The 14,954-nt window shown below is 33.0% G+C and carries 17 protein-coding genes, 1 tRNA gene and 1 pseudogene; 7 read left to right on the forward strand and 12 right to left on the reverse strand.

Features of this window, described 5'->3' with window-relative positions; translation table 11 throughout:
* Positions 1–32: 32 nt before the first annotated feature.
* From HGO49_RS05455 to secG, 5 genes are all read right to left on the reverse strand, one after another.
* Positions 33–464 (reverse strand): hypothetical protein, encoded by a 432-nt coding sequence (locus HGO49_RS05455; protein WP_017532529.1) that lies wholly within the window; start codon positions 462–464, stop codon positions 33–35.
* A gap of 242 nt (positions 465–706) precedes the next feature.
* Entirely contained in the window at positions 707–1,114 is a 408-nt protein-coding gene (locus HGO49_RS05460; protein ID WP_010404879.1) for a nucleoside deaminase, read from the reverse strand.
* A gap of 17 nt (positions 1,115–1,131) precedes the next feature.
* Positions 1,132–1,425 carry a hypothetical protein gene (locus HGO49_RS05465; RefSeq protein WP_007302591.1) on the reverse strand — a complete coding sequence of 98 codons (294 nt, stop codon included), beginning with the start codon at positions 1,423–1,425 and terminating at the stop codon, positions 1,132–1,134.
* A gap of 39 nt (positions 1,426–1,464) precedes the next feature.
* The gene (locus tag HGO49_RS05470; protein WP_017532530.1) at positions 1,465–3,072 is read right to left on the reverse strand and encodes a CTP synthase; all 1,608 of its coding nucleotides are present in this window, start codon (positions 3,070–3,072) and stop codon (positions 1,465–1,467) included.
* The gene (gene secG / locus HGO49_RS05475; protein ID WP_007302593.1) at positions 3,072–3,392 is read right to left on the reverse strand and encodes a preprotein translocase subunit SecG; all 321 of its coding nucleotides are present in this window, start codon (positions 3,390–3,392) and stop codon (positions 3,072–3,074) included. Before secG ends, HGO49_RS05470 begins: the two co-directional genes overlap by 1 nt.
* Positions 3,393–3,508: 116 nt before the next feature.
* Here secG and HGO49_RS05480 point away from each other — a divergent pair, with 116 nt between their 5' ends.
* Entirely contained in the window at positions 3,509–4,033 is a 525-nt protein-coding gene (locus tag HGO49_RS05480; RefSeq protein WP_017532531.1) for a gamma carbonic anhydrase family protein, read from the forward strand.
* Here the strand turns inward: HGO49_RS05480 and HGO49_RS05485 are convergent.
* Both HGO49_RS05485 and HGO49_RS05490 read right to left on the reverse strand, forming a co-directional pair.
* On the reverse strand, positions 4,023–5,075 hold the full coding sequence (locus HGO49_RS05485; protein ID WP_017532532.1) for a hypothetical protein: 1,053 nt from the start codon (positions 5,073–5,075) through the stop codon (positions 4,023–4,025). The genes HGO49_RS05480 and HGO49_RS05485 overlap by 11 nt on opposite strands.
* Positions 5,076–5,303: 228 nt before the next feature.
* Positions 5,304–6,047 (reverse strand): hypothetical protein, encoded by a 744-nt coding sequence (locus HGO49_RS05490; RefSeq protein WP_017532533.1) that lies wholly within the window; start codon positions 6,045–6,047, stop codon positions 5,304–5,306.
* A gap of 213 nt (positions 6,048–6,260) precedes the next feature.
* On the opposite strand from HGO49_RS05490, the pseudogene HGO49_RS05495 reads away from it, so the two are divergent.
* Positions 6,261–6,414 (forward strand): annotated as a pseudogene (locus tag HGO49_RS05495) (IS481 family transposase); the annotation flags it as partial.
* Positions 6,415–6,669: 255 nt separating this feature from the next.
* On the opposite strand, the gene glmS reads toward HGO49_RS05495, so the two are convergent.
* The 3 genes from glmS to HGO49_RS05510 form a co-directional block, all read right to left on the reverse strand.
* Positions 6,670–8,481 carry a glutamine--fructose-6-phosphate transaminase (isomerizing) gene (gene glmS / locus HGO49_RS05500; RefSeq protein WP_010407205.1) on the reverse strand — a complete coding sequence of 604 codons (1,812 nt, stop codon included), beginning with the start codon at positions 8,479–8,481 and terminating at the stop codon, positions 6,670–6,672.
* Between the two features lie 8 nt (positions 8,482–8,489).
* A complete protein-coding gene (yajC, locus tag HGO49_RS05505; RefSeq protein ID WP_006012489.1) occupies positions 8,490–8,903 on the reverse strand; it encodes a preprotein translocase subunit YajC in 414 nt (137 codons plus the stop codon).
* Between the two features lie 130 nt (positions 8,904–9,033).
* Positions 9,034–9,110, reverse strand: a tRNA-Asp gene (locus tag HGO49_RS05510).
* A 181-nt stretch (positions 9,111–9,291) separates the two neighbouring features.
* Between HGO49_RS05510 and rpsB the strand changes: the two genes are divergently transcribed.
* The 5 genes from rpsB to HGO49_RS05535 all read left to right on the forward strand — a co-directional run bounded on the left by rpsB (position 9,292) and on the right by HGO49_RS05535 (position 13,451).
* Positions 9,292–10,107 carry a 30S ribosomal protein S2 gene (gene rpsB, locus HGO49_RS05515; protein ID WP_026092703.1) on the forward strand — a complete coding sequence of 272 codons (816 nt, stop codon included), beginning with the start codon at positions 9,292–9,294 and terminating at the stop codon, positions 10,105–10,107.
* Positions 10,104–10,949 carry a translation elongation factor Ts gene (gene tsf, locus HGO49_RS05520; protein WP_017532535.1) on the forward strand — a complete coding sequence of 282 codons (846 nt, stop codon included), beginning with the start codon at positions 10,104–10,106 and terminating at the stop codon, positions 10,947–10,949. Before rpsB ends, tsf begins: the two co-directional genes overlap by 4 nt.
* Positions 10,933–11,676: a UMP kinase gene (gene pyrH, locus HGO49_RS05525; RefSeq protein WP_017532536.1), complete on the forward strand. Its 744-nt coding sequence runs from the start codon at positions 10,933–10,935 to the stop codon at positions 11,674–11,676. Before tsf ends, pyrH begins: the two co-directional genes overlap by 17 nt.
* Positions 11,677–11,683: 7 nt before the next feature.
* Positions 11,684–12,241: a ribosome recycling factor gene (gene frr / locus HGO49_RS05530; protein ID WP_017532537.1), complete on the forward strand. Its 558-nt coding sequence runs from the start codon at positions 11,684–11,686 to the stop codon at positions 12,239–12,241.
* 193 nt (positions 12,242–12,434) lie between these two features.
* Complete coding sequence (locus HGO49_RS05535; protein ID WP_017532538.1) at positions 12,435–13,451, forward strand: substrate-binding domain-containing protein; 1,017 nt, start codon at positions 12,435–12,437, stop codon at positions 13,449–13,451.
* A gap of 102 nt (positions 13,452–13,553) precedes the next feature.
* On the opposite strand, the gene HGO49_RS05540 is transcribed toward HGO49_RS05535, so the two are convergent.
* Both HGO49_RS05540 and HGO49_RS05545 read right to left on the reverse strand, forming a co-directional pair.
* Positions 13,554–14,144 carry a hypothetical protein gene (locus HGO49_RS05540; RefSeq protein WP_237398620.1) on the reverse strand — a complete coding sequence of 197 codons (591 nt, stop codon included), beginning with the start codon at positions 14,142–14,144 and terminating at the stop codon, positions 13,554–13,556.
* A 47-nt stretch (positions 14,145–14,191) separates the two neighbouring features.
* Positions 14,192–14,794, reverse strand: coding sequence for a hypothetical protein (locus HGO49_RS05545; protein WP_017532540.1), 603 nt, complete (start codon positions 14,792–14,794; stop codon positions 14,192–14,194).
* Between the last annotated feature and the right edge of the window lie 160 nt (positions 14,795–14,954).

Below are 14,954 nucleotides of genomic sequence, written 5' to 3' on the forward strand. Positions count from 1 at the left end.
AATGCTAGAAAGCATATTAGACAATGGATACGTCATCTGCCTTTTCCTTTATGTTTACCCTTAGTTGAAGACTGAGCTTTGATAAACAGCTCCCAAAATCCTTTTTTCTCACCTTCTCTGTGTATCAATTGTGCAAAATGCTTCATTAAACCACTACCCATCATAACCATCTTTGTCCATTTACCTAGCGGTTTTGCTATATCAATTATTTCTAGATCTTCTTTGTAAACTTGCATATCTTTTTGCTTCTCGCTTAGCATTTCCTGTTGTTTCATCAACTCTTTTTGCTTATTTTTTTGATATAATTCATTAAATTTTCTATTTTCTTCCCACTCTTCTTTGAGAACTTTTAGAGGAAATATAATTTTTCTAATGTGATTTTTGTATATTTTTCTCAAAAAGATAAATACTGCAATTATAGCAAGTAATATCGTGCTATATGTAATGATCTGTCCGAACGGCATTTTTATACTCAGCTTATTGGCAAGCGGTATTTACAATTATACCATAACTATAGAAATTTTACAATTTTTTTTCTGAATAAAGATAGTAGACAAAAACTTTCTGAAGGATAAAAGGAATGCATAAGCTTAAAAACTCTCAGGTTTTAATGCTGGATAAAGCAACTTCTGCGCTTAAGTGATAACCTCGTACAAAAAGCAAGTTAATGCAAAACAGAACAATAATCATAATCACACAGCTTAAACTAAGTTCTCAATTTCTCAAAGAAATCTTTTAACAAAAGAGAACATTTTGTTTCTAATATTCCACCATAAACTTCAGGTATGTGGTTACAGAATTGAAATATTCTAGTGCCGTTTTCAACTCCTCCACCTTTGGGATTGTAAGCCCCGAAGTACAGACGTTTAATTTTTGCAAAAGAGATAGCTTGAGCGCACATCGGGCACGGCTCTAACGTTACGTACATTTCAGCTTCATAAAGCGTGGAAGTTGAAAATGCTTGTCTAATTGTTAACATTTCTGCATGTGCAGTTGGATCATTAGATATATTGTGTGCAGAGGAGATGATATTGTTTCCATTAACTATTACAGCACCTATTGGCACTTCGCCATCTTTCTGAGCAAGTTTTGCTTGCTCTATGGCAAGTTCCATGTATTGGTACTTAAACATTAGGTGCTTGGGTAAATATAATTTTCTTTTCTTGGCTTTTCTATTTTTTCTAGGTTATAGAATTCACTAAGGACTATTGTCCTTTTTACAAGGCTATCTATTTCTCGCTTTAAATATTTTTTTATTTCTTCTACCGATTTTAGTTCGTTTATAGCTACAACTACTTCTTCCATTATATCCTCTATAATTTGATCCTCCTCTAATTTATATATTATTTGTTCTACATGCCTATTCAATTCCTCGAAGGTCGCAGATCCATATGTAATGCTATCTTTACTATTTCTTAGTAACATTTTTTACCTCTCTATTAGAATAGAGTTTATTCAGTTCTATTAAACTCTATTGTCAATAGCTGCCTTAATAAATGATGTAAAGAGAGGATGAGGAGAAAATGGTCTTGATTGAAATTCTGGATGAAATTGCACACCAATAAACCATGAGTGATTTTTTAGCTCCACTGCCTCTATGCATGTTTTATCTTCTGATATACCACTGCATGTCATTCCATTCTCTTCTAAGTTATTTTTATAATCTAAATTAACTATATATCTGTGTCTGTGTCTTTCTGAAATAGTGACACTACTATACACATTTGCCATTTTTGAATTTGGATTTACATTACATTTATATGTTCCAAGTCTCATAGTCCCACCAAGATCAACGTTCTTATCGCTAGCTAGCTTAATGATTGGGTGCTTACAGGTACAAAATTCTTCAGAGTGTACATCTTCAAGCTTAATGACATTGCGAGCAAATTCAATCACTGCAAGCTGCATACCAAGACATATTCCTAAAAAAGGAATGTTATTTACACGGGCATAGTTTATTGCTAATATTTTACCTTCTATTCCATTATCACCAAATCCTCCTGGAACAAGGACTGAATTGGAGCTTTGTAATTTTTCTCTGATAAACTTTGCATCTATAGATTTTCCATTCTCTTCTCTTGAGTTGACCCAATTTATCTTCACTCTAGCTTTATTAATAATTGCACCATGGTTTAATGCTTCAATCAGTGATTTATATGCGTCAGGAAATTCAGTATATTTTCCTACTATGGAAACGATAACTTCTTGTGTTGGATGTTTCATAGAGTGTACTATTTGGTCCCATTCAGGTAAGCTTGGTTTTGGCTTACTTAAGTGAAAGTGATCCAAAATTTGTGTCCCGAGCCCACATTGATTATACAAGGACGGTAACTCGTATATATGGTTTACATCAGGAGCAGGTATTACGTTAGATAAAGAAACATTGCAAAGATTGGCTATCTTTTCTTTTTGATTATCGGAAATTTCTTTTTCACTGCGACATAATATAATATCTGGTTGTAACCCCGCAGAGTTTAACTCTCGAACTGAATGCTGTGTCGGTTTTGTCTTTAATTCTTGTGCTGCAGTGAGATATGGTATTAAAGTTAAGTGAATAAGGATAACTTTTTGCTTTCCTAGTTTATAATTAACTTGGCGTATAGCTTCCAAAAACGGTTGGCTTTCAATATCACCTACGGTTCCGCCTATTTCGCATATTACAAAATCTAAATCTTCTGTACCATTAAAAATGAAAGATTTGATTAAATCTGTCACATGAGGAATGATTTGCACAGTTTTGCCTAGATAATCACCACACCTTTCCTTCTTTAATAATTTATTATATACTTTACCAGTTGTTATATTGTCGTCCTTGGTTGCTTTAATTTTAGTAAAACGCTCGTAATGTCCAAGGTCTAAATCAGTTTCAGCACCATCCTCAGTAACAAATACTTCCCCGTGCTGAGCTGGGCTCATTGTTCCAGGATCAATGTTGAGATATGGGTCAAGCTTTCTGATGCGAACATTGAATCCATGAGCTTGAAGAAGTGCTCCCACACTTGAAGCAACTAAACCCTTACCAAGTGATGAAACAACTCCACCTGTAACAAAGATAAACTTGGTTTCTTTCATTAATTTTCAAATGGAACAGAGGTTGATTGGCCTTCTTGCTTCTTTTCTGATATAATCTTCTCTGCAATTGATTTTTTATGTACATCTTTTGAACATAATCCTGATAGTAACAGTGTATTTATAATGAACAATCCAGCAACTATAGAAGTTATTCTACTGAGTGGATTTTCAGAAGACTTTACCGGAATTATTGAATTCATTCCCTGTTGTGAATTACTAAAGCCACTTAATGAACTACTTCCAGGTGGCTGCAGGAGTACTAAAATTACCAATACAACAACTAATATTATTTGAAGTACACTAAGTACTGTTACTGACATTATTAATAGAGCTAAAAATAAAGATTTTAGGAGCATAAGGATCATAAGTCAAGAATATCTTTACCCGAGTAACTTGACTACTGGAATCCAAGTATGTATTAAACCTCATTTAAATTATGAGCTATCACATTTTAAAATACAAAGATTATGAACCAAAAATGGATGAAAGTTCTTTTATCGCAGATGGTGTGCATATCATAGGTAACGTTGAAATAGGAAGGAATGCGAGTATCTGGTTTAATTGTGTGATCAGAGGAGATGTTGGATCAATCAAAATAGGTGATGAAACGAATATTCAAGATGGCACCGTAATTCATGTAGATAGAAATCCAGGCGGTGACACGATTATTGGTAGTATGGTGACGGTTGGACATTTTTGTGTGTTACATGCATGCACGATACATGATAAAGCATTTATTGGTATGGGCTCTGTTATAATGGATCATGCGATTGTGGAGTCTGAAGCTATGGTAGCTGCTGGCTCACTGGTAACGCATGGGAAAGTGATAAAAAGTGGTGAAGTATGGGCTGGCAGGCCAGCACAATTCTTCAAAAAAATGTCAGATGAGGAAATTAAACATATTACACAATCTGCACAAAATTATATCATGCTGATAAAAGAATATAAGGCTATATGCTAGGTTGAGAAATCTTCAGCTCTGATGCACATTCTACGTTAACTACTTCAAAAGCTTCTTCAACTATAGAATGCTTATCAATATAAGGCTCAATCACTTTTTCAACTCTAGTTTGCTTATCAATATGCTGATTAATAAAACTACCTCTGACTAGAATATCCTTTATTGGCCAGTTTGTTTCTGTTGGAGTACCTGATAATCTAGCTGCAAATTTTATCGGTGCTGACGTTAGAAAAAGAGATATAGTATTATTTGAATTAAGATAGAAGTTTACATGATCTTTGCAATCTTTGAGATCTATATCTTCTGGGGAATCTGGTATTTTTGACTGTATCTTTGCTCTTATGGGATTCATCCAGCCGAACTTTTCAGTAAGTATGCTTACCTCTTTTGGAACTTGTAATGGGATGATAATATCATTTCTAATTTCATTTTCTTCTTGAGAAAAAAGTTCAGTGTATGCTCCTTTTCTACTGTGTTTCTCAAAATACTTAGGAAAATAAATATTGAGATATTCAGAGTGTAATTCTATTCGATTTTTCTGATCATTTTCTAAGATAAACGTATATTTATCACCATTTTGCTTAAGTTCGCATAACTTAAATTTACTAAGGTCAGAGTCTGGAAATGGCTTTTCAATTTCAAAAGCAAGTGTAAGAGTGTGCGTTGTGTGATCAAATTCATTTTTTTCTTGTAGACCATCTTGTAGACTATAGTACTTATTTTTTTCATACTCTTTTCCTTCTATGTTAGCACTCACTTCCTCTTCATCCAAATTTTCAATAGCATCAAAAAATTCTTCCTCATCCAGATCTCTTTCTTTTTCACCTGGCTCTTGTTCTTTCAGAGAATTATACCATACATCCTCTTCATTAACTTTCGCCTCTATTGTATTTTCTACACTTATTTTTCTTGTATGATCATTTCCATTGCTAGCAGTTGTTTGATAATGTGTATCGTTAGTTTGAAAAAAGCTCTTTACTTTTGATATTAAGCTAATCCATGAAAGTCTGACTCGATTAAGTAGCAATTTAAAACTCTTCATTGTTTTACCCCAATCTAATTACTAAAAATTGTAACAGAATAAATTAAATATGTCAATAAGATACACAAATTGTACTAACTGGGAATTAGTGGCAGCACTTAACATCTGTGTAAATTTTTGACATAGGCGTTTTCTGCATTTTAACCAAATCAGTAAGGAGAACACCATTGATATTCTCCTTTTAGAAGCAACTTGAATAAAACTGATAAAGCTTGAATTAAAGTGTGATTAGGAAAGTGAGTGATGAGAACTCTTTATTTGGACTTCTTTTGATTCATCTATTTTAGTATTAGGTCTTAGTGTTGCGTATGTAGCACAACCAGCTACGAATGCAGATGCTGTAGCTATGATAATTATTGCTAACATACTTAGTCTAGTTGTATGTTCAAGTATAGTACTTGCTACCAGCCCAACAGCAAGACCAACACCAATAACAGCAGTGTACAACATTATCGGATTTGAATCAGATACGTAGTTTGTGAGCTCTTTGGAATACTCTTTTGCTAATCCTTTTACTGCTATCTTGAGTTTGTTTTGATCTTCTTCTGTTCCAGTACCTGATTTTAGTTTCTTACATAACTCTTGTATTTTTTCACCTTGTACTTCTGCCAGCTTTTTTAGCTCCGTAGACAATTTCTCTATTTTTGTTCCTTTCAATTCTACTATTATTTTCTTGAAATATGGCATCATTATTTGCTCTGTTTCTTCTGCTGCTTGATTTTTTAATGCTATTATTTTATTTAATTGTTCTTCTGATATTTCATCTTTTTTTAGTTCCACTGTAACCTTTGTTTCTTCTAGCTCCGATATTACGTTCATTAATGCGTGAAATGCATTCCATAGCTTTTCACCGGAATTCTGACTCCGTTTTGGTGACATAAACTGACTGCCCTTGAACTTTTTTGGCGACATAGGCTGATTTTTACTATTTTTGAGCTTTTTTGAGTTTTCACCAGCACTTACTTTAGCCATAATAAACCTCACATATTAAATAATGCTATCACATAATATCTTTAAAGCTCAATGTCAAATAGTATCTTTACATAATATAACTCATAAACAGAAAATTTTAGTATAAATTGCCATATTTACTTTGTGCTATGGTTTGAGATGGAATAACAACTTGCTTCAAATATGAAAAGGCAGTACAACTCTACATCAAGTTACTGAACTCTCATTTTACTCCTCTTTTTTTGTAAAACAATCTACAATTCATTAGAAGATCTTCAGATAGACGTTGATCATTGGTTGTGTTTTTACAGTGAGACAAGACCTCATTCTAGTAAATATTGTTATGGCGATGTAGACTTTCCTGAATAGAAAACATATTGCTTTTTAGAAAAATATTGGTAGCATTACATTAAGAGGCTGATATGTTTTCAATTTTTCTGTTAGTTAATTCTTGCTTGCTAGGCTAAGTTGTGTCTGGTAACCATAATGGCAAATCTTGTTAATTTGAGGCGTGGATTTTAGCCTCTTTCATCCTTACATTAGTTACATATTCTTTCGCAGAGGGCTAATGAATTTATTAGTAAAATTCAGTAATTTATAACTGACAATGAGAGCTGTTAATTAGCAACTCACTTTAAATAAGTTACTCAACTGTGACAGATTTAGCTAAATTTCTCGGGCAATCTACATCTAACCCTTTTTTTTCTGCAATAGAATAAGCAAGAAATTGCATAGCAACACTGTAGATAATTGGAGAAACAAAATTGTCAACTTCTGGAAGTTGCACCACATCTATGCAAATTCCCTTTAAGAGCGGTGCTCCTTGCTTATCACTAAAGGCAATTACTTTACCTTTTCTTGCAATAATCTCTTGTATATTGGATAGCGTTTTAAAGAATAAATTATCGTAAGGAATAATTGCGATAACAAGTACAGTAGAGTCTATCAAAGCGATAGAACCGTGCTTCATTTCTCCCGCTGCAATACCAATTGTGTTGATATATGAAAGCTCTTTTATCTTCAATGCACCTTCCATTGCAACTCCATATGAGCTTCCTCTCCCAATTATAATTATATTATTGTGCTCTAATATACTGCCTGATATATGTTGTATTTCCATCACATTCAAAACATGCTCTACATGTTCGGGAATGGAATTAATAGCACCGCTTAGTTCCTTTATCCTCTCTCTACCCAGTATACCTTTTATTTTTCCAAGCTCTACAGCAAAGCATGCTAAAATTGCAAGCTGCGTAGAAAAGGTTTTTGTCGAAGCAACACCAATCTCAGGTCCAGCAAGAGTATGCAATACAATATCTGAGGCTTTTTCTATGCTGCTATTAAATGTATTAATTATGCTAATGATCATTTGTTTCTGCAATCTCGCATAACGTAGTGCTTCCATAGTATCTGCAGTTTCACCAGATTGAGAAATGAATAAGCCAATACTACCTTCTTCGAGCTTGACGCTGCTATACCTAAATTCTGACGAGATTTCTAGATATACCCGAATTTGAGCAATACTTTCCAGCCAACACTTTGCTATTAGTCCAGCAAAATAGGATGAACCGCATCCAACTATAGTAATGTAACCTAGTTCAGAAAATAATTCTTTGTTGATTTCTTTATATTGTTTATAAAATTGATTTATTGTTTTGTTTAATGCATACGGTTGCTCAAAAATTTCTTTTAGCATAAAGCTAGGGTAACCATTTTTACTAATTAGAAAATTTCTTGGACTGCTATTTTCTGTTCTGCGTTTAACTTGTATACCATTATTATATATACTGAATTCGTTAGATTTTATTACTGCAATATCATTATCTTCTAAATGCAATATTTTTTCTACAAATGAATTCAAAGTATTAGTATCAGAAGCAGCAAACACTTTATTACAGTTATATCCTATTGCTAAAGGCAAATTTCTTTTTGCAACAAATAAAGTATCTGGATATTCTGCAAATAATAAAGCCAAAGCAAGTGAACCTTGTAAATTGTTTAGACACTGTAATATAGAATCAACTGGTGATAACCCTTCATCAAGATATGAAGTTAATATGTTTGGTATCACTTCTGTATCAGTATCGGTGTGGAAAGATACTCCCTTTTCCTCCAGATCCTTTTTTAATATATTGTAATTTTCAATTATGCCATTATGAGCAACAACAACATTATTTATATAAATGGGATGAGCATTTTTAAGATTTGGAGCTCCATGTGTAGCCCAACGAGTATGTGCTATACCAACTTTGCTACTAGATATCTTGCTCTCATGAACAACTTCACACAATCTTTCAACTTTACCTTCTGATTTTTTTACTTCTATCTTACCTCTATTATTTATAATTGCTATACCTGAAGAGTCATAACCTCTGTATTCCAATTTTTGCAACGCGGTTAGTAAAGTTGGTATTACTGAATCACCGCTACTTACTATACCTAATATTCCACACACTTCTTAAATTATGAAGCATTTTTGTCTTTTTTACTTTCCTCTAGTTTATTTTTCTTGCCATTCTTTTCAACTTTGCTTTTTTCAATAGATTTAGCTACTGGCTTTTGAATTTCTTTATTTAAGATTTCAGATATAGCAGACTTTAGGATTTTTATTTCAATTTTTGGTGCTATTTCTAGTATTAGTTGTGCATTTACTTCGTCAACTTTGTTTACTTCACCTATTATTCCACTAGAAGTAATAACCGTATCACCACGTTTTATTTGATCTATCATCCTTCTATGTTCTTTTAGTTTTTTGTGATTGGGGCGAATAATGAGAAAATAAAATACTACAAATATTAAAATGAGTGGAATAAAGCTAGCAACAGATGCTGATACATTGTTAGTCGCATCTGCCGCAAAAACCTCAGAAATGAACATATTTAATCCCAATTATTAACGATAAAGTTAAATAGATTAAGCAGCAATTACAATATCATGTCAAGTCTCTGAAAGAAATTAATTCAAATTAATAAGAAACTTAAGGAATTTTAAGGTGTTTCTGCTGTAATGGCGGGAGTGATGAGACTTGAACTCACGACCTCATGCGTGACAGGCATGCGCTCTAACCAACTGAGCTACACCCCCCATTGCTTTTTAACGTTTGCAATCTTAAAGCTAATCAACGTGTTGCTACTTGTCAATATTTTTTGTTTGCGCTTTTTTGTCTTTTTTATTACTATGTAAATAACTTAATTTCACACATGGCTTATGCAAGTAGTCCCGTTAGGGTTATGCCATGGAGGATAAACTATTTGGAGGAGTAAATATGACAAATTTGCCTAAAGTCACTATACGTGATTTAGCTGAATCTGGTGTGCATTTTGGCCATAAGGTTAGTCGCTGGAATGCGAAAATGGCCCCATATATATATGGTGTACATCAACAGAATCGTATACACATAATAGACTTACGAAAAACATTACCATTGTTAGAGGCGGCGATGAAAGCTTTATACGATGTTGCATCTCAAGATGGTCGCATTTTATTTGTTGGTACGAAATTTCAAGCTTTAGATATTGTTGCAAGTGAAGCGGTTCGTTGTGGTCAATATTATGTAAATGATCGATGGCTTGGTGGTATGCTTACTAATTGGAACACTGTTTCTTCTTCGATAAAAACTTTGATACAATATGAGAAAATATTAAATGATGAAGATAGTATCTTAACAAAAAAAGAATTAGGAAATATTGAAAAGAAAAGAAAAAAGCTTGATAAAGAATTGGGTGGCATTAGAGAAATGGGAGCAGTTCCTGATATTTTATTCATTATTGATACTAACAAAGAGCATATAGCGGTTAAAGAGGCTAAAAAATTAGGTATTCCTGTAGTTGGAGTACTTGATACCAATTCTGACCCAGATGATATTGCCTATCCTATACCAGGAAATGATGATTCAAGAAAATCAATAGAGCTCTACTGTAAATTAGCTGCTGATTCTATATTAGCTGGAATAGAGTCTAGTTTGACAAGGTCTAGAGTTAAGGATGATGAGCTTATTCAAGAAAAAGAAGGGGGTATTGTGCAAACTAAAAAGAAGCGTATGAAGGATGAAACAGAAAGGGAGGTAATAGTAAGTAAATGAAGATGGATTCAAGTAGTATAAGGGAATTACGCGATAGAACAGGGCTTGGCTTAAGCGATTGTAAGAAAGCGTTAGAGGAGTGTGATGGTGATATTAAGAAAGCCGTTGATAGGTTACGTACAATAGGATTTGCTAAAGCTGACAAAAAGTCTGATAGAGTAGCTTCGGATGGGCTTATTGCTATGTGCTTGGCTAAAAATTATGGTGTATTGGTTAAAGTCAATTGTGAAACTGATTTTGTTGCTAGAAATGAGAAGTTCATAGCATTAGTTTCAAGTTTAGCATCAATTGCTTGTCAAGAACGTTGTACTAGTCTTGATGAGTTAAAAAATGCCAAATATGAAGATGTTGGTACAGTGCAGGAAGCTATTATGAGTGGTACATCGGTTCTTGGTGAGAAGTTAGAGTTAAGCAATCTTTGCTACCTAGAGACTGAGGATGGGATTATTGCTGGCTATGTACATGGTGATATGCATGGCTTAGGTAAGATTGGTGCTTTAGTAGCATTGCAATCATCCGGTGATAAACAAGAGATTGGAAAGCAAATAGCTATGCATGTAGTTGCTATGAAACCTGAAGCTTTATCTATAGATGATTTAGATCAAGAAAAATTAAACAATGAGCGTTCTATAATTGAGGAGCAAGTAAAGAGCTTAAATAAACCTGAAGAGGTAGCGAAAAAAATAGTAGATGGACGAATGGCTAAATACTATGAAGAAGTTGTTCTGCTAGAGCAGAAGTTTATAAAAGATGATAAAATGAAGATTGCTGATTTTATAGAATCAAGTGCTGTTAAATTAGCTAATTATAAGTTACTTACTTTGGATGATGCAAATAAGTAACAAAACTTCAGAAGTAAAATACCCCAGAGTGTTATTCAAAATCTCTGGGGAGGCTTTGATGGGATCAAAGCTATTTGGCCATGATATGGAAGTGATAGATAAACTATCCAAAGACATAGTTGAAGTTTGTGATCTCGGAGTTCAAGTTTGTATTGTTGTTGGTGGTGGGAATATTTTTCGTGGTGCATCAGCATCTTTAAGCGGCTGCGAAAGAGCAAGTAGTGATTATATTGGAATGCTTGGCACTGTCATTAATGCTTTAATTTTGCAGAATTTTTTAGAAAGAAGCTCTATAGTTTCTAGGGTACTATCTGCTATACCTATGACTACCATATGTGAGCCTTATATAAGAAGGAAGGCTATTCATCATTTAGAAAAAGGTAGAGTTGTCATTTTTGCAGCAGGTACAGGTAACCCATTTTTTACCACAGATACAGCTGCAGCTCTACGTGCTGTTGAAATGAATTGTGATGTTATTCTAAAAGGTACGCAAGTAAGAGGTGTATATTCTGCTGATCCAAAAAAAAATGAGGATGCTGTGATGTATGATAGGCTTTCTTATACAGATTTGCTAACTCGTGATTTAAAAGTTATGGATGCATCAGCAATTTCACTTGCTCGTGAGAATTCTATCCCGATTATAGTTTTTTCTTTAAAAAGAGAAAAAATGGTCGATATTATTAAGGGTCAAGGTACTTATACTATAGTCTCAGATTATAAACATTAGGTAATTTATGTTAAACGAAATAAAAGCTAAAACAAAAGAAAGAATGCTAAAAACTATTCAGTCTTTTCACGATGATATGAAAGGTGTACGTACTGGTAGAGCTAACGCATCATTACTTGATGGTATAGTTGTAAATATCTATGGTGGACATCAAAAACTGAACCAAGTTGCAGGCGTTTCAGCTATAGATAACAAAACTCTATCAGTTAAAGTTTGGGATGCTACTGTTATCGGTGAAGTAAAAAATGCGATAATCAATGCTAACCTGAATTTAAATCCTGTTGTTGAAGGAAATACTATACGTATAGTTCTTCCAGACTTAACACAAGAAACTCGTGAAAAATTAGTGAAATTATTGCATCAATTTTCTGAAAATGCACGAGTTGCAATTAGAAATATACGCAGAGATGTTATGGAAGAAATAGAGGAAATGAAGAAAAATAAGGAAATCTCAGAAGATGATTTTCATGTTGCCAAAAAGGAAATACAAAACATTACTGATGATAATGTAAAAAAAGTCGATGATGACTTATCTATTAAAGAAAAGGATATATTGCATCATTAAGTTAATATGAAAGAATTTTTCAGTATTGAAAAACATAAGAGGATTCGATACAGATACAGTTGTATGAATGCTGTGATTCATATCTCATCATTACGCACACATTTGATCGTTATACCTTTTGAAATCTAGAAAAAAAGCTTTTCAGTTTGATTTTTTATTACGATAATTAAGTTTACACTCTTGAGCGAAAACGATGCTGAAACGCCTTTTCCTTATTTTTGCATTTGTATTACTCATCCCACTGTCAAATGTTGATGCTAGAAGATATATCAGAATTGTTGGATCTTCAACTGTTTTTCCTTTTATCTCATTTGTATCTGAGGAATTCAGTCGTATATTTCCCTTTAAAACTCCAATTGTAGAATCGATAGGAAGTGGATCAGGGTTCAAAATGTTTTGTTCAGGAATAGGGAAAGGCACACCAGATATCACCACTTCATCTCGCCCTATGAAGGAAGTAGAGAGAGAATTATGCAAAAGAAATAAAGTGAATGAGGTAATAGAGATCATAATCGGCTATGATGGAATTGTTATTGCAAATTCAAATCAAAGCCATAGATTTGATTTTACAAAAAATGACCTGTTTGAAACTTTATCTGCATATTCTGAAGACAATGATAGATTAGTAAAGAATAACAAGAAATTTTGGTCTGATGTAAATCAAGCTCTACCAAAAACAGAAATTAAAATCTATGGTCCACATCAAAATACAGGTACACATGAAACTTTGATTAATTTTATTATGCTTGATCAATATTCATGCATGAACTCAAGGATTTTCAAAGAGAATTATCAAGACCAAGAAAAAAGAAAGAAAGCATGTAGTAATATCAGAGATGATGGAAGGTATATAGAAGTTGGAATTAATGAAAACATAATAATACAAAAATTGAAGAGCAATAAAAATGCTTTAGGAATATTTAGCTTCAGCTTTTTAGCGAAAAACCAAGATGAGATTCAAGGGAGCACAATCGCAGGAATTGAGCCAACTTATAAAAATATATCATCGGGGGAGTATATGTTAGCAAGGCCTTTATATCTTTATATAAAGAAAGAACACTTAGATACTGTTGATGGATTAAGGGAATTCATTAGAGAAGTTGTAGACTCTATTAGTACTGAAGGTGGATATTTATCTAGGCTTGGCTTAATTCCACTTTCAAGCGAAAATATAAAAAAAGTCTTGGAAAAGGTTCGTGATATAATATGATGACTTTGATATTTTTTTATTCTGGATACTAGGTTAAAAATAGAACGTTTAAATTTCTTGTTTTTATTGTTATCATACTTAGGTTTCCTAAGAACTTATTTACTACAAAATACAACAAGTTCTATTTATTTGAGGAAGTTGTGCGTCTTGTAGAACAGATTTTGTTGTAGGTTTCTCTGTAGCTATTTCAAGGTTTTCTTCTATGCTTTTTTGTTCTGTGTAATCTTTAACTTCTTGAATGAAATCTTCAAGCCACTTCTCACTACCTATCTTAGCATGTCGTTGTTGCTCACCTTTAAGAAGTTTTATTACAGCTGCATCTTGATTTTCAGGAGCTCTTTGATTTTTAAGCCACGAGTCACGAATATCAGGAGGAGCTTTTTTCAAATGAGCTTCAAAGGTTGCTTTTGTGTCTTTTGTACTTTCTTCTTGTTGATCTTGATGGAATTTAAACCAGAAATTGCGAATATCAGGAGAAGCTTTATCCCAAAGAAGTTTAGTAATTTCTTTTATATTTCTCAGATCTTCTTGTTTCAATCTTTTACCATCACCTATATATCGTTTATTAAGACCAACTTGCAGAGGATAAAGTAAAAGGGTAGTTTTGCTCTGTGAGTATATAGGTCTATTTAAAATCATTTCTAGATTTGTATCACAATCTTCTAATACTGCTTTAACTTTTTCAATTTTCAAAGAATTTATTGCTTCACATAATTTGCAATGAAGGGTACCTATTCTTCCTAAATTTTCCACTTTTTGCATAGCTCTATCACGAATATCATTTTTCTGATGAGATTCTTCATAAGTTCGTTTGGTAGCTTTTTCAGTGCACTTTCTATTATAATTCTCAATTTCTGGAATAAATTTTTAACATCAAAATTTGAACTATAATTAGCTGATTTGATTGCACTATCACTCAAGAAGACACGAGTGTTTTTATCAGCTTTATCCCAAAATGCCTTAATGATATCTCCTTCTTGTTTTAAAATAGCAAAATCTAAGATAGTATAATTACCATCGAACTTACTCCTTAAAACCTTTTGTGTATAATCTATATCCTCCTCAGAATTAATTTTTTTGATTATGTTTAGGACTTCTCGAAGACTGCTATTCACAACTGCAAAACGTAATGAATTTTGAGTTGCTTTACGCTTATTCCATAAAGCATTAGTGTATTCATTAGCTTTCTGCTGAAGTGTCTGAATGATTTCTTCATTTCCTATGGATTTAGCAACATCAAAGATTGTACGACCACTCGGGAATTGGCTTCTGAAAACCTTTTGTATATTACTGTAAGAATTAATATTTAATATATTCTGGACCTCTTGAAGATTGTTATTCAAAATTGCAAAATATAATGATTCTTGAGTTTTAATAAGGCCACAATCTAATACTATACCCTACCTCTATCTCTTATGGCAAATTTAGCGCTATAATTATACGTATTTATAATCAAGTCAAGAGAAAAAATTAGCAAAGCGGTTGAAGTTTTAATAACATATA

Source organism: Wolbachia endosymbiont of Diaphorina citri, assembly GCF_013096535.2.
Classification (GTDB): Bacteria; Pseudomonadota; Alphaproteobacteria; order Rickettsiales; family Anaplasmataceae; genus Wolbachia.